This is a genomic window from Streptomyces sp. NPDC044061, from assembly GCF_056434305.1.
In genome coordinates this window covers 15,080-33,109 of sequence record NZ_JBWKFL010000009.1, presented here as the reverse complement: position 1 = coordinate 33,109, position 18,030 = coordinate 15,080, and the positions used below count along the sequence as shown (strand labels likewise).

The following is an 18,030-nucleotide window of genomic DNA, read 5'->3' as shown; positions in this document are numbered from 1 at the left end:
CAATCGCGGCCGACAAGCTGACGATATGTCGGGTTTGCGACCATATACGTATTACCGTGCCCGCATGCAGATGAACACTCCGCCACACAGCACGATGCGACTGACGCGCCGGGGCAGGCTCCTCCTCGTCTTGACCGGCGCCGTCCTGGCCGGCACCGCCGTGGCGGTGCCGCTGCTGAGCCTGCAGAGGGGTCACCACGAGGCGAAGCCCCCCACGCTGGTCATCCCGGAGGGCTGGCGCGCGAGCCAGATCTACGACGCCGTCGACAGGGCCCTCGGGCTGGCGCCGGGCAGCACCCGGAAGTCCCTCGGCAAGGTCGCCCTGAAGCTGCCGAGCGAGGCCGAGGGCAACCCGGAGGGCTACCTCTTCCCGGCGACCTACACCGTCGCGAAGGGCGCGACCCCGGAATCGCTGCTGCGGTCCATGGTCGATACCGCCAACAAGAGATACGACGCGGCGCCGGTCGCGGCCGGGGCGCAGCGCGACACGATGAACGTGTACCAGGCCGTCACCATCGCCAGCATCGTCCAGGCCGAGGCCGCCTCCAAGGCCGACATGGGGAAGGTGGCCCGGGTCGTCTTCAACCGGCTGCAGCAGGGCATGCCGCTGCAGATGGACTCCACGATCAACTACGCGCTCAACCGCAACACCGTGCACACCAGCCTGGCCGACACCCGCATGGAGAGCCCGTACAACTCCTACCAGCGCATGGGGCTGCCGCCCACTCCGATCGACAACCCCGGCGAGGACGCGATGCACGCCGTGCTCAACCCGCCGGCCGGCAACTGGCTTTACTTCGTCACCGTCAAGCCGGGCGACACCCGCTTCACCGCCGACTACTCCGAGCACCTGCGCAACGTGGCCGCGTTCAACGCACTCCACCCGGCAACGCCCCAGTCCCAGCAGCCCATCCCCAGCAGAAGGCCGCAACAGTCCCCGGCCACGCAGCAGCCTCCCGCCGCGCAACAGTCCCCGGCCACGCAGCCGCCGCCGGCCACGGAAGAGTCCCCGGCCACGGAACAGTCCCCGGCCACGGAACAGCCCCCGGCCACGCAGCAGATCGGCTGACCGGGCGGGGCCTCACGCGGCGACCGGCTCGCCCGGTTCCCCGGCCAGCAGCCGTCTGATGTCGCGAACCGCCGCGCGTCCCGCACGGTTCGCGCCGACGGTACTGGCCGAGGGGCCGTACCCGACGAGATGGATGCGCGGATCGGCGACCGCGCGGGTCCCCTCGACCCGGATCCCGCCGCCCGGCTCGCGCAGCCGCAACGGAGTGAGGTGATCGAGGGCGGCCCGGAAGCCGGTGGCCCAGAGGATCACATCGGCGTCCACACGCCGCCTGTCGCTCCACTCCACCCCGTCCGGGGTGATCCGGTCGAACATCGGCCGCCGGTCGAGCACCCCGTCGGCCCGACCCCGCCTGACGGCGTCGTTGAGCGGAAGTCCGGTGACCGAGACCACACTCCTCGGCGGCAGCCCCTGTCGTACCCGCTCCTCGACCAGCGCGACCGCGGCCCGGCCCGTCTCCTGGTCGAACGGGCCCTCACGGAAGACCGGAGGCCGCCGGGTGACCCAGGTGGTGGCGGCCGCGAAGGGAGCGATCTCCAGCAGGTGCTGGGTTCCGGACGCCCCGCCGCCCACGACCACGACCCGCCGCCCGGCGAACTCCTCGGGCCCGGCGTACTGCGCGGTGTGCAACTGCCGTCCGCGGAAGGTCTCCTGACCGGGGTAGTGCGGCCAGAACGGCCGGTCCCAGGTGCCCGTCGCGTTGATCAGCGCCCGCGTGGACCAGTTGCCCTCCGACGTCTCCACGAGCAGCCGCCCGTCGTCGCCCTCCCGCACGGCCCGTACGTCGACGGGGCGCCGTACCCGCAGGTCGAAGGTGCGCTCGTACCGGTCGAAGTACGCACGGATCACCTCCGCCGAGGGCCGGTCCGGATCGGCGTCCGTCAGCTCCATACCGGGCAGGGAGTGCATACCGTGCACCCTGCCGTACGTCAGGGACGGCCAGCGGAACTGCCAGGCGCCGCCCGGCCCGGGGGAGTGGTCCAGCACCACGAAGTCACGGTCCGGCTCGAAACCGGTGCGCCGCAGGTGATAGGCGCTGGACAGTCCGGCCTGTCCAGCGCCCGTGACGACGACCTCGACCTCGCGCGTTTCGTTCACGCTTCCACCAACAGCGAGCCGGTCGTGGATCTTCCCTCGGAGCACCTCTCGCATCAGCGCAGGTCGCGCCGCGAGGTGTGAAGCCCGGCGCATGGGTCAGGATGGGGGCATGTCGGATGCCTTCACCACTCGGATGCTGAACGTCTCCACGGGTTCCCGGGAGCGGGTCGTCGACCTGACCACGGACTGCGAGGACTTCCTGCGCGAGGCGGCGGCAGGCCGCGACGGCCTGCTGAACATCTTTGTGCCCCACGCGACCGCCGGCATCGCCGTCATCGAGACGGGAGCCGGCAGCGACGACGACCTCCTGGCGACCCTGCACACCCTGCTGCCTGCGGACGACCGCTGGCAGCATCGGCACGGCAGCCCCGGCCACGGCCGCGACCACGTCCTGCCCGCGATCGTCCCACCGCACGCGACCCTCCCGGTCGTCGACGGACGCCTGGAACTGGGCACCTGGCAGTCCGTGTGCCTCGTGGACACCAACAAGGACAATCCGAACCGGCAGGTGCGGCTGAGCTTCCTCGGGTGATGCGTGTGACGGGACTGTAGCGTCGAATTCCGGCCGCGCCGAATGCGCCTTGACCCGTGCGTGATCAGCTCCCTGAGTGTCATGTTCATGGGCGCGGTCAAGGTCGCTGCGCGGTGGTACGGCCGCCTGCCGTCAGCAGCCGGAAGCCCGGCCCGACCGGGTTGGAGCAGTCGAGCAACACCTTGCCCTCCATGGCCGCCTGCAGGTCCTGTGCTGCGTGCGCTGCCGCTCCGAAGGGCAGCGCGGCCGGCACCACCTGACCTGACTCGGCCGCCGCGCGCAGACCGGCAGGCCTCGCGCTGCGGCCGATACGTGTCTCGAGCCGCTCAGCGCACGGCCCCTGCTGGTGAAGGGCAGTCCGTTCGCGGGTCGACTGCCGCACTCTTTTGGAACGCAGGAGTGTTCCGTCCCTCCCGGCTCCCCCTTGACGGGGTCTGGACCGTGCCGCCGGGGCGCCTGGCCGGTGACATCGGTGCACTCAAGCTCCCGTCCCAGTCGCGGTCCAGGAGGGCATGTCGTGTTCAATTCGGCGTCCTGGCTCCGGAGAATCCGGCATCCGGTGAGAACGATCGGGCTGGCGGCCGCTTCGCGTCCAGGTCGGACAGGGGTGTGTCAGGTGTGGGGGAGCCGTGATGGTGGGTCCGGGTGGGTGGGGCGACCGGGCGGGTCATTACCTTGGTAGCCAAGGGACAGGCCGTCCGTCCGGTGTGCGACGGCGCAACCTGAACGGGGAGCAGGGATATGAGCAAGCGCGGCACATTAGGCGGCAGCGCGCACGCCGACCGGGTATTTCGGGTCCAGCGGGCGTTCACCGAGGTCGAAGGACAGATGCACGGCCCCGGTGAGTTGGCGGAGGTGACTGGGCTGGACGACTCCACGGTTCATCGCATTCTCCAGTCGGGCGTCTATGACGGCATCTTCGCCCGTGAGGGGCATGGTCTGTACCGGCTGGGGGCCGGTGCCGCGAGGCTTGGGCTGAAGTCCCTCGCACACGCGCCCAACGAACGTGTCGTGCACGCCGTTCTGGAGGATCTGCACGCGGCCACCGACGGGGGGCTGGTGTTCCTCTTCGCTCTGGCGCCCTTCGGAGGTGCCGGCAAACAGTGCCTGGACATGGCCGTCGGCACCTCGGACCTGTCCGAACTCGGCATCACGCACAGGGCGTTCATGGAGGTTTGCCGGTCGCTGCGGACCGGAGCCGCGGGGCGGGCCATCCTCGCGTACCTGCCGAAGGTCATCCAGGACCGGGTCCTGGCCGAGCCGGTCCCGGACGGGGCGGGGCCGGGCGCATACCGCGACAACGCGCGGTTGCTGGCCTCCCTGGAATCCGTCCGCAAGGACGGGCTCACGGCCGACGTCGAGGAGTGGGCCGCGGGCTGGGTCGGCTGTGCGGCGCCCGTCAGGTGGGACGGGCTGATCATGGGGTCCGTGGCCGTGCTCAAGCCCGGGCACGACCTGTCGGCCTGGCCCAGGACCGCGGTGCGGGCCGTACAACGCGCCGCCGCACGCTTCACCCCGGCGGACGACGACGGGCCTTGGTCCGCGGAGGTCCCGGGCTCTTACTGAGCGCGCTCTATCCGACGTCTACTGGGCGCGGCCGTCCATTCGGAAGGCCGCGCCCACTCAAGCAGTAGCGGGTACGCGAATTAGACGTTCCCGCCACTGCGGTGTACCCGCGACAACCGCCCGTATTCAGGGGGATCCTCCTCTTCTCGCGTCGCGGGATTTCGCGCCCGCCCGGGGATTTCTCGCCCTGCGGGAGACTCCCGGCCTCCCTTGACATGACGCGAAGCCACCCTCGAATAATCGAGAGGGAAAGGAGATGCCCGAAGAGATCCGCAGATATGGAGGAATGACTATGCGGGACAGCGTGGCCCTCCTGCACGCCACCCGACGCGACGTGGAGCGCGGCCCCGGCTCCCGCGGTACCGAACAGCAGCACACCCGCGGCAAGCTGACCGCGCGGGAGCGGCTGGATCTCCTCTTCGACACGGGGTCCTTCCACGAGGTCGAGCGGTTTCGGCGGCACCGTGCCACCGGCTTCGGACTGGAGCACCGCAGGCCCCACACCGACGGCGTCGTCACGGGCTGGGGGACCGTCCACGGACGGACCGTCTTCGCGTACGCCCACGACTTCCGTATCTTCGGCGGATCGCTCGGTGAGGCCCACGCCGCCAAGATCCACAAGATCATGGACATGGCCGTTTCGGCGGGAGCGCCGCTGGTCTCCCTCAATGACGGCGCCGGCGCCCGAATTCAGGAGGGTGTCTCCGCGCTCGCCGGATACGGCGGCATTTTCCGCCGCAATACCAGAGCCTCTGGAGTGATCCCGCAGATCGCGGTGATGCTGGGTCCGTGCGCGGGCGGCGCCGCCTATTCTCCGGCGCTCAACGACTTCCTCTTCATGGTGCGCGGCACTGCGCAGATGTTCATCACCGGCCCCGACGTGGTGCACTCGGTGACGGGTGAGGAGATCACCCACGAAGGACTCGGCGGAGCGGACGTCCATGGCACGGTTTCCGGCGTCGCCGGTTTCGTCCACGACGACGAGGCCGAATGCCTCAATGAAGTACGCCACCTGCTGTCGCTCCTGCCGTCCAACAATCGTGAGCTGCCGCCCGCTTACGCCTGCGACGATCCCGTGGAGCGCAGGAACGACGGGCTCGTCGACGTCGTACCCGCCGACGGCAGCCGTCCCTACGACATGCGCGCGGTGATCAGGGAGGTCGTCGACGAGGGGGACTGGCTGGAGACGCACGAGGGCTGGGCCACCAGCGTGCTGTGCGGACTGGCCCGGCTGGACGGGCAGACCGTCGGCATCGTCGCGAGCCAGCCGACCAGCCTCGCCGGGGTGCTGGACATCCACGCCTCGGAGAAGGCCGCCCGCTTCGTCTCCGTCTGCGACGCCTTCAGCATCCCCCTGGTGACCCTGGTCGACGTGCCCGGTTTCCTTCCGGGGGTCGACCAGGAGCACGGGGGCATCATCCGCCACGGAGCCAAACTCCTCTACGCGTACTGCAACGCGACGGTCCCGCGGATCTCGCTGGTGCTGCGCAAGGCGTACGGCGGCGCCTACATCGTCATGGACTCCCAGTCCATCGGCGCCGACGCCACCTATGCCTGGCCCGCCAACGAGATAGCGGTGATGGGCGCGGAGGGCGCGGCGAACGTGGTCTTCCGGCGGGAGATCGCCGCCGCCGACGATCCCGAGGAGGCTCGTGCCCGGCTCGTCAAGGAGTACAAGGCCGAGCTGATGCATCCCTACTACGCCGCGGAACGCGGGCTCGTCGACGACGTCATCGACCCGGCCGACACCCGGTCCACGCTCGTCGAGGCCCTGCGCGCGTTACGCGCCAAACACGCCGACCTGCCGTCCCGCAAGCACGGCAACCCGCCGACGTGACCGGCCCCAGGACGCCGCCCGACGCGACCGGCGCGGATGCAACCGACCTGACAGACGTGGATGCGATCCACGCGGATGCGCCCCACGCGACCGGCAGGGAAGCGGAGCGCATGACTCACCGACTCAACCCGATCGACGAGGTCTTCCTCTCCATGGAAGGCGAAGTCGGACTGACCCACGGCCAGTTCCTGCGATTCCAGGGGAATCCCCCGCCGCTGAGGGAACTGCACGACCACCTCGCGGAGCGGCTGCCCGGACTTCCCGGCCTGACACACCGATTGACGTCTTCCCGTGGACGGCCCCGGCGGGAGCCGGTCTCCGGCTTCGACCCCGCCGCCCACCTGGAAGAGGAGGCGTTCCCGGCGGGGACCTCCCTCGACACCGTGCTCACCACCCTGGCCCGTGAGCCGCTGCCGGAGAACGCTCCGCCGTGGGCGATGCGCCTCGTACACGGCCACGTCGACGGGGAGTTCGGGGTGTGCTACCGGGTTCACCACAGCGCCGAGGACGGCATGGGCGCGGCGTACGTCGTTTCCATGCTGTTCGGCGACTGCGGCCCCTCGGCCGGACAGCGGGGTGAGACGGGACCACGACCGCTCATCAGCGGTTCCCCCCGCGAACTGGTCCGCGGAACGCTGAGCGTCGGTACGGGCCTCGTCCGCGCGTCGGATCCCGCCCGGCTGTGGCCCAGGGCGCCGACGCCCCGCCCCGAACGCCTCGGCGTGTCCAGCGCCTGCGCGACCTCGAGCGAACTGCGAGAGCTGAGCCAACGGTTCGGTGGCACGCTCAACGACGCGTTCCTCATGGCGTTGTGGCAGGCGCTCAACGACTGGAGCGCTGCGACCGACGGGCGCGTACGGTCGCGGTTTCGCACGACACCGGTTCCGGTACGGATGCCGCTGAGCACCCGACGGCCCGGCGAGGACGGCCTCCTCGGCAACCACCTCACCACCGCGGTCGTCACCCTGCCGACCCGCGGGACGCCCTTCGACGTCGCCTTCACTCAGCTCGCCGAGCGGACCCGCCGGATGCGTGCCCACGGTCTGCGACCGGCCAGCCGGGCGCTCGTCGGGATCCTTCCGCCCGCCTTGACGCGGTGGACGGTCCGGCGGCTGCTCAGCCCGCAGGCGTCCCCCCTGTACGCCTCGAACTTCAGCCTCTCCACCGCGCTGTCCTTCCGGGGTGCCCCGGTGATCGACGCGATCCCCCTGGGCGTACTCCTCCCGGGCAACGCCCTGTCCGTGACGCTGCTCTCCCACGGAGAGCAGGTGCGGATCAGTTTCCTGTACGACCGCGCGCTCCCCGAAGCGGAGCAGCTGGCCGGCCTCTGGCGCCACGCGCTGGACACCCTCTCCGCCGCCGTTTAGCCCGGACCACTTCGCGCGCCTGCCCGCCGTACCTTCGACGAAGGATCTTCTATGTTCGGTCGGTCCCCTTCCCGTGCAACCAATGGAACCCGCGGAAACGCCTTATGGACCCTGGTCGTGAGTGGACTCGCGGTGTTCATGGCCGCGTTGGACAACCTCGTCGTGATCACCGCGCTGCCCGCCATCCAGAAATCCCTGGGCACGGATCTCCAGGACCTGGAATGGACGGTGAACGCCTACACCCTGGCGTTCGCGGTCTTCCTGATGTTCGGCGCTGCCGCCGGTGACCGCTTCGGACGCCGGCGGATGTTCCTGGGCGGGCTCACGGTGTTCACCGCCGCGTCGGCGGCGTGCGCGCTCTCCGGTTCGCCGGAGGAGCTGATAGCCGCCCGGGCCGTGCAGGGCTTCGGCGCGGCCATCGTCATGCCGCTGACCCTGACGCTGCTCACCGAGGCGGTGCCCGAGCGACGGCGTGGCATCGCCCTCGGCGTCTGGGGGGCGCTGAGCGGACTGGCGGTCGCGCTCGGTCCGCTGGTCGGCGGGACCGTCGTGGAGAAGATCTCCTGGGAGTGGATCTTCTGGATCAACGTACCGATCGGCATCGTCGTGCTGCTCCTGGGGCTGTGGCGGCTGGCCGAGAGCAAACACCCCGGCGCACGGCTCGACCTGCCCGGCACCGTGCTGGTGAGTCTCGGCATGCTCGGCGTGGTCTTCGCGCTGGTGAGCACCACCGACGACGGCTGGACCAGCGGCAAGGTGCTCGGCTCCCTGATCGCCGGGGCGGCGCTGCTCACGGCCTTCGTCGTGTGGGAGCTGCGTGCCCCGGCGCCGATGCTGCCGATGCGGCTCTTCCGCAACCGCTCGTTCACCGCCGTCAACGCCACGAGCGCGCTGATGTTCGCGGCCATGTTCGGACTGGTCTTCCTGCTCACCCAGTTCATGCAGGACATCCAGGGTTTCTCGCCCCTGGAGGCGGGCGTGCGGATGCTCGCGTGGACGGCGATGCCCGTACTGGTCGCTCCCCTCGCGTCCTTCCTGACCGCCTGGATCGGAAGCCGGCTCGTGGTGGCCCTCGGGCTGCTGGCCGAGGCCGTCGCGCTGGGCTGGCTGGCCTCGGTGTCCCATGTCCACACCGAGTACGCGGACCAGGTCCCCGGACTGGTGCTGGGCGGTATCGGTCTGGGGCTGTTCTTCGCGCCCGTCGCCGAGATGGCGATGAACGTCGTCAGCCCGCGCGAACAGGGCATCGCGTCCGGCGCCAACAACACCTTCCGCGAGCTCGGCGGAGTCCTGGGCGTCGCGGTGCTGACCTCGATCTTCACCTCGTACGGCGGTTACACCACACCCCAGCGGTTCGTCGACGGCCTGGTCCCCGCCGCCTGGGTCGGATCCGGGTTCGCGGCGCTCGGCGTCCTGTCGATGCTCTGCGCCCCTCGCCGCACCAGGGAGAAGCGGGCGACGCAGGAGGCCCGGGTGCGCGTCGGCCAGGAGGACCGGAGCGGGACTCGCGCACCTCAGGGGACCAGGGGCTAGCCGTGCTGTCCGGAACGCGAACGCACCGAAACGTATCTGGGGGACCTGACATGTACGACGTCATCGTGGTCGGCGCGCGCGTCAGCGGCGCGTCCACGGCCATGCTCCTGTCGAGGGCGGGCTACCGGGTCCTCCTCCTCGATCGTGCCGTCTTCCCGGGAGGGAAGGCCGCGGCGACCAACCTGGTGCACCCGCCGGGCATTGTCCGGCTGAAGCGCTGGGGACTGCTCGACCGGCTGATCGCCACGGGCTGCCCGCCGATCCGGGAGTACGGCCTCCAGAGCGGCCGGGCCCGGCTGATGGCCCCGTTGCCGGCGGTCGACGGGGTCGACGAAGCGTATTCCCCGGCCCGGGCCACGCTGGACCGGATCCTGCTGGACGCCGCGATCGAGGCCGGCGCCGACTTCCGCGAGGACTTCTCGGTGCGGGAGCTGTGCACGGACGAGGCGGGCACCGTGACCGGCGTACGCGGACGGTCGGGCGACGGCGCCACCGTGACCGAGCACGCCCGTCTCGTCGTAGGCGCCGACGGTTCCAACTCCACGATCGCCCGGCTCACGGGCGCCGAGAAGTACGCCACTCGGCCCGTCCTCAACAAGAGCCACTGGGCCTACTGGGAAGGGCTGCCGCACGACGGCCGGGTGCGCACCCACCGGCACGCTCACAAGCACACCTTCACGTGGCCCACCCACGACGACCTGACCATCGTGGGCGTCGCCCTCCCGGCGCGGGACTTCAAGGCGAGCGGCGACGAGGAGCGCGACAGGACGGTCATCGACGCCTTCGAGGACGTGGACTCCGATTGGGCCGCGTCGCTGCGCGAAACCAAGCGCGCGGGCCGCTGGTTGACGGGTGCCGTGCCGAACTTCCTGCGCCGTTCGCACGGCCCCGGCTGGGCGCTGGTCGGGGACGCCGGATACACCCGGGACCCGATCACGGCCGCCGGCATCACCGACGGCCTGCGCAGCGCCGAACTCCTCGTGGAGGCCGTCGAGCAGGGCCTGTCGCCGACGGGTGGTGCCGGACTGCCGGCAGCGCTCGCCGCGTACGGCCGCCGGCGGGACGCCCTGGTCACGGGCCACTTCCAGTACACCTGCGAGCACGCCCTCATCGCGAACCACAGCTCCGAGGAGATCGAGTTCATCCGGGCGATGAGCCGCAGCGCCACGCACGGCCGGGACATGGTCGGCGTCTTCGCCACGATCGTGGACCCCGCGCAGTTCTACTCCGCCTCCAGCATCCACGCCCTGCTGGACCACGTGGAGTCCGGTCCGGACACCAGCTGGAAGCTGCGGATGGTGCGCTGGCTGGTGCGCGGAGCACCCCGGCACTTTGCCCCGGCGACCCGGGCCGGTGACCGGCTGATCGCCAGAAGCCTCGGCCCCATGGGGCGGTACCTGCTGGACGGCTCCCCGCGGCCGGCGGCGCAGCCGTCGATCTAGCCACCCACCCCGTTCCCACCACTGACGTGGTCCGAGCCACCACGCCCACCAACCCACTTCTTTCAGCAAGGGATTCTTCGGTATGCCCGAAAACACCTCCACCGGCCCGAGCACCGCGTTCGTCTTCCCCGGTCAGGGCGGCTTCGACGCCGCAGCCCTTCGGCGGGCGAAGCAGAAGTACCCGCAGATCCAGCGGGTGTTCGAACGCCTCGACTCCGCGACCGACGCGCTGTTCTCACGTCGTATCAGCGATGTGCTGTTCGGGCCTGAACCGGCCGACCTGCGAGAACTGCTGGCGGGCGACTCCTGGATGTCCCAGGTGGCCATCTACGGCGCCGGCTTCGCCGCGTACGAGATCCTCACCGACCGGGGCGTACGGCCGGACGTGCTCGCGGGCCACAGCCTCGGGGAGATCACCGCCCTCGTGGCCGCCGGGGCCTTCTCGGCCGAGGACGGGGTGCGTATCGTCGCGCAGCGCGTCGCGGTCATCGAGCGCCATGACGGGATCGACGGACGCATGGTGGCCCTGTCGGCCGGGGCCGACCGGGTACGGATGCTCCTCGGCCTGTTGGACGACCCGCTGCTGGCGGTCGCCACGGAGAACCACGACGAGCAGACCGTGGTGAGCGGCCCTGACGGGGTGCTGGACCAGGTGACGGCGATCGCCGCGCAGCTGGACATCGGCGCGATCGAGATCGACGCGCCGTTCCCCTTCCACACCCCGGCGCTGGCGCCCGCGGCCCCCGAATTCGAGGCGTACGTACGCACGTTGGATCAGCTCCCGCTCCAGCGGCCGGTGTACTCGCCGATCCTCCAGCGCTACTACGAGCCCGGCGAAGCCCTCGCCGGCCGCCTCGCTGACCACTTCGTCCAGCCGGTCCGTTTCGCCGCGGCGGTGCGCGCGCTGCACCGGGACGGTGTTTCCACGTTCGTGGAGGCGGGCGGACGTCCCGTGCTGTCCAAGCTGGTGACCCGGCTGACCCAGGGCTCGGACGTGCGCTCCCTTCCCACCCTCGCGCTCGACGACGGCGGTCGGCTGGCGCTGGACGCAACACTCCGGGAGCTGCGCACGGCGGGCCTGGCCGATCCGGACGGTACGTCGGAATCCCGGCCCGGACTCGCCGAGCTCCTGGCCCCGACCGTCCCCTCGGACCTCTTCGAGGCGTACTGGAAGGCACACGGGCACGAGGTACGGGAGCGGGTGCGGACGGATGCGGAGGCCTTCGCGGAGGAGGAGCGGGTGCGGGAGCCGGTCCGTCGCTCGGTGACTTCGGACGATCAGGAGCCCGCACGGGCAGGCGCGGCCCCCAACGCCGCGCTGGACCGCGACGAGGTCCTCGGCGAGCTGCGGGCCCTGTACGCGGAAGCGCTGGAGTACCCGGAAGAGGTCTTCGAGGGCGGAGCACAGCTGGAGGCCGAACTCGGCGTCGACTCGGTCAAGCAGGTCGAGCTGCTCTCCCGGGTCTCCAAGCGATACGAACTGCCGCCGCGTGAGGCCGACTTCCGGCTGGCGCCCTACAACACGCTGGACGCCATCGCCGACTTCGTGATCGCCGAGCTGGAACGGCACCCCGAGCCGGCGCCGGCGGCCTGATTCCTGACGAACACGACGGACACGAAGGACACGCATTTCGATGAAGAACCTCACCGGCAAGGTGGCGCTGGTAACCGGCGGGTCGAGGGGGATAGGCAAGGCCATCGTGCGGGATCTCGCCGCACGAGGGGCCGACATCGTCCTCAACTACTTCCACTCGCACGACCAGGCCAAGCAGACGCGCGACGAACTCGTCGCGGAGGGGGCCCGGGTCGATCTCGTACGGGCCTCGGTGGTCCGGCAGGAACAGGTCGACCGGATGTTCCAGGAGATCGACCGGCTGCACGGCAGGCTCGACATCCTCGTCAACAACGCTGCGAACGGCGCCCTGTTGCCGCCGGACGAGGTCACCGAGGATCACCTCGACAAGGCGATCGAAACCAACTACAAGGGCGGACTGCGCTGTTCTCGGTCCGCAGCCCCACTGATGGCGCGGGGCGGGGGCGGCTCCATCGTCACCGTGTCCGCGCTGGGCGGCTCGCAGATGGTGATGGCCAACTACTCGGCCTGCGCTCCGGCGAAGGCTGCCGCCGAGGCCGCCGCCCGCTATCTCGCCGTCGAACTGGCGCCGCTGGGCATCCGGGTCAACGTCGCCTCGGCCGCCATGCTGAGCAGTGAGGTGGCGGACAAGTTCCCTGATGCCGGGGAGATGCAGGAGGTCATCGCGCGGGCCACCCCGTGGGGGCGGCTCGGCAGGCCGGACGAGTTCGCGGCACTCGTGTCCTTCCTCGCCTCCGACGACGCCAGGTGGATCACGGGACAGGTCGTCCTTGCCGACGGCGGCCTCACCCTCGGCGCCGCCCTTCTCTCGCCTCCGGCGGAGGCGGTCGAGGTGTCCGAAGCAGACACCGACCCCAAGCCCGGTCGCGTCCCGCCGTCCGAAGAACCCGTCGAGTTCGGTGACGACGCCATCGCCGTCGTCGGCATGGGCATGGCCGTCGCCGGGGCCAACAGCCCCGACGAGTTCTGGAAGCTGCGTACGACAGGCGACGAGCTCTTCATCAGGGTCCCCCGCGACCGCTGGCAGCACGGCAGCTTCCACTCGTCCGACCTGGCCGCCGAGGACAAGGCGTACGCCGAACAGTGCGTGTTCATCACGGACTTCGCCGCCGCGGAAGGCGCCCTGGAGGGCATGCCGGGCGGCTCCGGAGAGGCGGAGCTCACCACCAAGTGGCTGCGCCACAGCCTGGTGCAGGCGCTCGACGGCGTCACGCGCAACGACACCGACAGGTGCTCCTTCGTGGTCGGCTACACCCCGGACGGCAGCCAGCACCTCGAAGAGGCGGGCGTCCTCGCGAGCGCGAACCGGATGACGCACGGCATCGTCGACGGCCTGCAGGTCCCGGACGAGCAGCGGGACACGCTCCGCGAGGGCATCGACCGGGCCCTCTCCGACCGGTACCGGCGCGGCGCCCACTCACCCTCGCGTTTCCTTCCCCACCGGGTCGGCGAGGTGGCCATGGACGGCGTCCTTCCGCCCTCCACCGAACTCCACATGGTCGACACCGCCTGCTCCTCGTCGCTGTACGCCGTCGACATCGCGGCCAAGGGCCTGCTGATGGGAAAACAGGACATCGCCGTATGCGGCGGAGCCTTCGCGCTGGCGCCGCGCGGCACCGTCCTGTTCTCGAAGCTCAAGGGACTGTCGAAGCGCGGCACCGTGCACGCCCTCGACGAGAGTGCCGACGGCGTGATCTTCGCGGACGGCGCCGCCCTCGTCGTACTCAAGCGGCTGCGCAAGGCCCAGCAGGACGGCGACAAGGTTCTCGGGGTGCTGCGGGCCTTCGGCTCGTCCTCCGACGGCAAGGGCAAGGCGATCTACGCGCCCAACGCGCGGGGTCAGGGGCTGGCGGTGCAGCGGGCCCTGGAGGGCGGTGCGGTCGACACCGCCGACGTGCAGTGGATCAACGCGCACGCGACCGGTACGCCCGCCGGTGACCTGGAGGAGTTCACCACGCTGCGGGAGCACTTCGGCACCTCCGCTCCGACGGCCGTCACGTCCAACAAGTCGCTGTTGGGGCACACAGGGTGGGCCGCCGGTGTCGTCTCGCTCATCGAGAGCCTGAAAGGCCTGGAGCAGCACACCATCCCCGGCCAGTTCCGCCTCGACACCCCCCGTGCCGACTTCCGGCTGGCGGACACGCGGCTGGAGGTCACCTCGGAGTCCAGGGAATGGCCCGAGAGCGCGGAGCGGCCCCGGCTGGCGGCCGTGTCCGGGTTCGGTTTCGGAGGTACGAACGCCCATCTCATCGTCTCCGAGAACCGCCCGCGCGCCGAGGCGGCGGTGACGCAGACCCCGGCCACGAAGGCTCCCGCCACCGACAGCAGGGTGGCTCTCGTCGGCTGGTCGGCCCATGTGCCGGGCCTGGACGGGCGCGAGGACGTGACCAGGTGGCTGGCGGGCGGCCGGCCGCCGCTGGACAGCTTCGGAGCGGACTACCCGGTGCCGCCGTTCAACAAGGTCCGGCTGCCTCCCAAGACGATCCGAGCCCTGGACCGGTGCCAGCTGATGATCCTGGAGTGCGCGCACGAACTCCGGGACCGGATGCCGGACTCCTGGAGCAAGCAGACCGCGAAGACCGGGGTGTTCGTGGGGCACATGGGGCCGACCAGGGCCGCGATGCTGTACGCCAACCGGTGTTACCTGGACGACATCGGCGAGGCACTCGCCGAATCGCCGGTCGCCGGGGCCGCCGGGATGCCGGGGGCACTGGACCGGCTGCGGGAACAGGTGCGGTCGATGATCCCGGAGTCCAACGAGGACTCGTTCCCCGGTCAGATGCCCAACATCATCTCCGCCCGGGTGGCGAACTACTTCGACCTCAACGGCTCCAACATGACGCTGGACTCGGGCTTCGCCTCCGCCCTGTCGTCGATCACCCTGGCCGGCCGGTATCTGCGTACCGGGGAGCTGGACTTCGCCCTGGCCGGCGGGATCAACGGCAACAGCCTCCCGGAGTACCGGTCCCTCGTCGGTGACCTGCTGCCGGAGCACGAGAAGGAACTGGCCGAGGGTGCCTTCCTGTTCGCGCTGACCACCGAGGAACGAGCCCGGCGCGCGGGCCTGCCCGTCCTCGCGTACGTGGACGAGCCCCTGGACGTAGCCGCTGAGAACGAAGAGGCCGAGCACGAGACGGTTCTCTGCGGGGCCGGCGCCCCGGAGAACGCCCGCTACCTGGGCGCGGCCGGAGGCCTGGCTGTCCTCAGGGCCCTGCACGGCCCTGCGGGGGAGGTGACGGTCTCGAGCGCGGACGACGGAAGCGCGACAGGGGCCAGGCTAAGGCTGACCATCCCCGACAGGCGTACCACAGGGACCCGCGAACTCGCCCGGACCCCGCACCCCACCGGCACCCCCGGAACCCTTCGCGACAGCTTCCGCTCGACCACCCACACCGAATCCGGGGAGCCCCTGCGGGTCCGGCGTCGGGTCCCGGTGTGGGAAGCCGCCGCGTCCCGCCCGGTCCGTGAGCCGGTCCCGTTCCTGCCGGACGGCGCCGTCGTCGTCACCGACGCCCCCGACCTGGTTGCCCGCGTGGCGGACCCGGACTCCGCGCTCACCGTGCTGTCCACCACCCCGTTCGACGGTCCACGCGCCGGCTGGCACCACCTGTCGCGGGTCACCCCCGAGGCCGTACGCGAGGCACTGTCGGACATCGGGGGGCCGGTCACCCAGCTGCGGATCCTGAGCGATCTCAGTCGCGCCGTGCCGCCGGACCAGGCCCTCGTCGCGGACGGCACACCCTCTTTGCTCGCCCTGCACGACGCCGCGTACCTGGCCGTCCAGTGCGCCTACGACGATCTGGCCCGGCCCGGCTCGGGCCTGACGATGCTCCTGCTCGGCGCCGTACAGCAGGGCACACCGCACCCCTTCTCCGGTCTCTTCACGGGCCTGCTGAAGAGTGCGGGCCTGGAACTGCCCGAGGGCGGCAGTCTCGCGTTCCTCACCTCCGGCGGCGACGCCGAGGCGGCGGTACGGAGCGTCGAGGAGGAGAGCGGTGTCGCCCGTGACTTTCCCGTGGTCGTCGAGAACGACGGGACGCGCGGTACCTGTCGACTGCGGGACGAGCCGGTCGCGCTGGACGAGGACACGCCCGTCGCACTGGACCGGGACTCGGTGATCGTCGTGGCCGGCGGTACTCGGGGGATCACCGCGGAGGTGGTCAAATCCCTCGCCAGGGAATTCGGTTCACGTATCCACGTGTTCGGTAGTAACACCCTCGACGCCTATCCACCGTCCGTCTTCGCCGGTACGGACGAGGAGTTCGCCGCGGGGCGGGCCGCGTACATCTCCGCCGAACTCGCCAAGGGCGCGGGCCGGAAGGTCGCGAGCATCACCAAGGACTTCGACCGGATGCTCCACGCGCGCGAGTCCCGGCGGAACCTGGAGGAGATGGCCGTCGTCAGCGGCGCGGACCGGGTCACCTACCGCACCTGCGACATGCGCGACGGCGCCGAGGTGGAGAAGGCCCTCGGCGAGGTTCTGCGGGAGCACGGCCGGATCGACCTGCTCATCAACGCCGCGGGGCTCCAGCGTTCGGCTCTCATCAAGGACAAGGACTTCGTGGAGTTCACCGCCATCCGGGACCTGAAGGTGGAGTCGTACCTGAACCTGAAGTACGCGCTGCGCGATGCCCCGCCGCGTCTGTGGTGCAACTTCGGTTCGCTCCTCGGCTACTTCGGGCAGCTCGGCGAAGCGGACTACGCCGCCGCCAACGACTTCCTGGGCAGTGCCGCCACCTATGCGGCGGCCACCTCCGACCACCAGGAGGTCACCATCGGGTGGACGCTGTGGGGGAGCGTCGGCATGGGCGCGGGCGAGCTGACGAAGGCGTACTACGAACGGGCCGGTTCCTACAGCAGCATGCCGGTGCCCGAGGGCGTCCACCACTTCGTGCAGGAGCTGCACGCCCCCGTCCGGCGGCCTTCCGTCGTGCACCTCGGGGACGCGGAGGAGGCCACGGTGGAGAAGTTCTACCCCGGCTACCTGAGGACCGAGGACGCCCCGGCGTCCCCGGCCGCCAGGCCCTCGCCTCCCGGTTTCTTCCTGCGTCGCCTGGTGTCCTCGAACGGCCGTTCCGCCGAGTTCGCCTGCCCCTTCGACCTGCGGACCGACGGCTATCTGGAACACCACACCGTGCGCGGCGAACCGACGCTGCCCGGCACCTTCGTCACCGAATTGGCGGCCGAGGCGGCCCGCCATCTGGTGCCCGGCCGGCACGTGGTCGCCTTCGAGGACCTGAGGTTCGAGCACTTCCTGCGGGTGTACCGCGATGTCCCGACGGCGCCGAAGCGCATCACGGCGGAGATCGTCGAGGACGAGCAGGACGCGACCGTCGTCCAGGTCCTCGTCTCCGAGGACGTGGTGTCACCGGGCGGCGTCGTCCTGGTCGCGGACAGGCCGCACTTCGCGGCCCGGGTGGTCCTGGCGGACAGGTTCGCCCCCGCCCCGCGCTGGGAGCCGTGGGACAGCGCGGACGACACCCCCGTCCCCGATCCGTACCACCAGCCGGGCTCGCCGGTCCGGCTGAGCGGGCCCTTCGTCTCGACGACCGGCACCGGCATCCATCCCCTGGGCAAGCGGGGACGGTACGCCCTTTCGCTTCCCTCGGACGACCCGGTGTGGTCGCGGTTCACCGTGCCGTGCGTGCTGCTGGACGGACTGGCCAGGGTCGGTGTGCTGGACCTGGTGGACGGCCGGCTGGTGCCGGTCGCCGCACCCCTGTCGATCCGCCGCATCGACCTCTACGAGGAGGCGAACGACCACACCCTGTCGGCCGACCGGAGCCCCGTCGACCTGTACGCCACGCCTCCGGGGTTCGGCCTGTCCGCGGACCGGGTGGAGAACCGGTTCGTGGCGGCCCGTCCCGACGGCCTGATGGTCCTCCAGATGAAGGACCTCCGGGCGGCCCTGATCGGCTACGTCGACGTCCGGACGGGCGAGGCCGTCCCCGCCGATGGCGCCTGACCGGAGTGATCGGCGCGGCGGATCCGA

General features: G+C 70.7%; 10 protein-coding genes and 1 pseudogene. 9 read left to right on the top strand and 2 right to left on the bottom strand.

Annotated elements, in window-relative coordinates; genetic code table 11:
* Nucleotides 1-64 precede the first annotated feature (64 nt).
* Complete coding sequence (gene mltG / locus AC07CM_RS16215; protein ID WP_478877030.1) at nucleotides 65-1,069, top strand: endolytic transglycosylase MltG; 1,005 nt, start codon at nucleotides 65-67, stop codon at nucleotides 1,067-1,069.
* A 12-nt stretch (nucleotides 1,070-1,081) separates the two neighbouring features.
* On the opposite strand, the gene AC07CM_RS16210 is transcribed toward mltG, so the two are convergent.
* Nucleotides 1,082-2,167: an NAD(P)-binding domain-containing protein gene (locus AC07CM_RS16210; protein ID WP_478877029.1), complete on the bottom strand. Its 1,086-nt coding sequence runs from the start codon at nucleotides 2,165-2,167 to the stop codon at nucleotides 1,082-1,084.
* Between the two features lie 109 nt (nucleotides 2,168-2,276).
* On the opposite strand from AC07CM_RS16210, the gene AC07CM_RS16205 reads away from it, so the two are divergent.
* Entirely contained in the window at nucleotides 2,277-2,699 is a 423-nt protein-coding gene (locus AC07CM_RS16205; RefSeq protein WP_478877028.1) for a secondary thiamine-phosphate synthase enzyme YjbQ, read from the top strand.
* A 103-nt stretch (nucleotides 2,700-2,802) separates the two neighbouring features.
* Here AC07CM_RS16205 and AC07CM_RS16200 read toward each other — a convergent pair.
* Nucleotides 2,803-3,081, bottom strand: a pseudogene (locus AC07CM_RS16200) (NAD(P)-binding domain-containing protein); the annotation flags it as partial.
* A 359-nt stretch (nucleotides 3,082-3,440) separates the two neighbouring features.
* Between AC07CM_RS16200 and AC07CM_RS16195 the strand changes: the two are divergent.
* The 7 genes from AC07CM_RS16195 (at nucleotide 3,441) to AC07CM_RS16165 (ending at nucleotide 18,003) form a co-directional block, all read left to right on the top strand.
* Nucleotides 3,441-4,265 (top strand): IclR family transcriptional regulator, encoded by an 825-nt coding sequence (locus AC07CM_RS16195; RefSeq protein ID WP_478877027.1) that lies wholly within the window; start codon nucleotides 3,441-3,443, stop codon nucleotides 4,263-4,265.
* A 292-nt stretch (nucleotides 4,266-4,557) separates the two neighbouring features.
* Nucleotides 4,558-6,102 carry an acyl-CoA carboxylase subunit beta gene (locus tag AC07CM_RS16190; protein ID WP_478877026.1) on the top strand — a complete coding sequence of 515 codons (1,545 nt, stop codon included), beginning with the start codon at nucleotides 4,558-4,560 and terminating at the stop codon, nucleotides 6,100-6,102.
* 110 nt (nucleotides 6,103-6,212) lie between these two features.
* Entirely contained in the window at nucleotides 6,213-7,469 is a 1,257-nt protein-coding gene (locus AC07CM_RS16185; RefSeq protein ID WP_478877025.1) for a wax ester/triacylglycerol synthase domain-containing protein, read from the top strand.
* Between the two features lie 51 nt (nucleotides 7,470-7,520).
* Nucleotides 7,521-9,002: an MFS transporter gene (locus AC07CM_RS16180; protein WP_478877024.1), complete on the top strand. Its 1,482-nt coding sequence runs from the start codon at nucleotides 7,521-7,523 to the stop codon at nucleotides 9,000-9,002.
* 50 nt (nucleotides 9,003-9,052) lie between these two features.
* Nucleotides 9,053-10,444: an NAD(P)/FAD-dependent oxidoreductase gene (locus tag AC07CM_RS16175; protein ID WP_478877023.1), complete on the top strand. Its 1,392-nt coding sequence runs from the start codon at nucleotides 9,053-9,055 to the stop codon at nucleotides 10,442-10,444.
* 82 nt (nucleotides 10,445-10,526) lie between these two features.
* Nucleotides 10,527-12,038 (top strand): acyltransferase domain-containing protein, encoded by a 1,512-nt coding sequence (locus AC07CM_RS16170; protein ID WP_478877022.1) that lies wholly within the window; start codon nucleotides 10,527-10,529, stop codon nucleotides 12,036-12,038.
* 40 nt (nucleotides 12,039-12,078) lie between these two features.
* Nucleotides 12,079-18,003: an SDR family oxidoreductase gene (locus tag AC07CM_RS16165; RefSeq protein WP_478877021.1), complete on the top strand. Its 5,925-nt coding sequence runs from the start codon at nucleotides 12,079-12,081 to the stop codon at nucleotides 18,001-18,003.
* Nucleotides 18,004-18,030 lie beyond the last annotated feature (27 nt).

Bases quoted from the DNA above. Each gene is read 5' to 3' on its own strand.
- AC07CM_RS16175 (WP_478877023.1), top strand. From the start codon at position 9,053: ATGTACGACGTCATCGTGGTCGGCGCGCGCGTCAGCGGCGCGTCCACG.
- AC07CM_RS16180 (WP_478877024.1), top strand. From the start codon at position 7,521: ATGTTCGGTCGGTCCCCTTCCCGTGCAACCAATGGAACCCGCGGAAAC.
- AC07CM_RS16165 (WP_478877021.1), top strand. From the start codon at position 12,079: ATGAAGAACCTCACCGGCAAGGTGGCGCTGGTAACCGGCGGGTCGAGG.
- AC07CM_RS16185 (WP_478877025.1), top strand. From the start codon at position 6,213: ATGACTCACCGACTCAACCCGATCGACGAGGTCTTCCTCTCCATGGAA.
- AC07CM_RS16170 (WP_478877022.1), top strand. From the start codon at position 10,527: ATGCCCGAAAACACCTCCACCGGCCCGAGCACCGCGTTCGTCTTCCCC.
- AC07CM_RS16190 (WP_478877026.1), top strand. From the start codon at position 4,558: ATGCGGGACAGCGTGGCCCTCCTGCACGCCACCCGACGCGACGTGGAG.
- AC07CM_RS16205 (WP_478877028.1), top strand. From the start codon at position 2,277: ATGTCGGATGCCTTCACCACTCGGATGCTGAACGTCTCCACGGGTTCC.
- mltG (WP_478877030.1), top strand. From the start codon at position 65: ATGCAGATGAACACTCCGCCACACAGCACGATGCGACTGACGCGCCGG.
- AC07CM_RS16195 (WP_478877027.1), top strand. From the start codon at position 3,441: ATGAGCAAGCGCGGCACATTAGGCGGCAGCGCGCACGCCGACCGGGTA.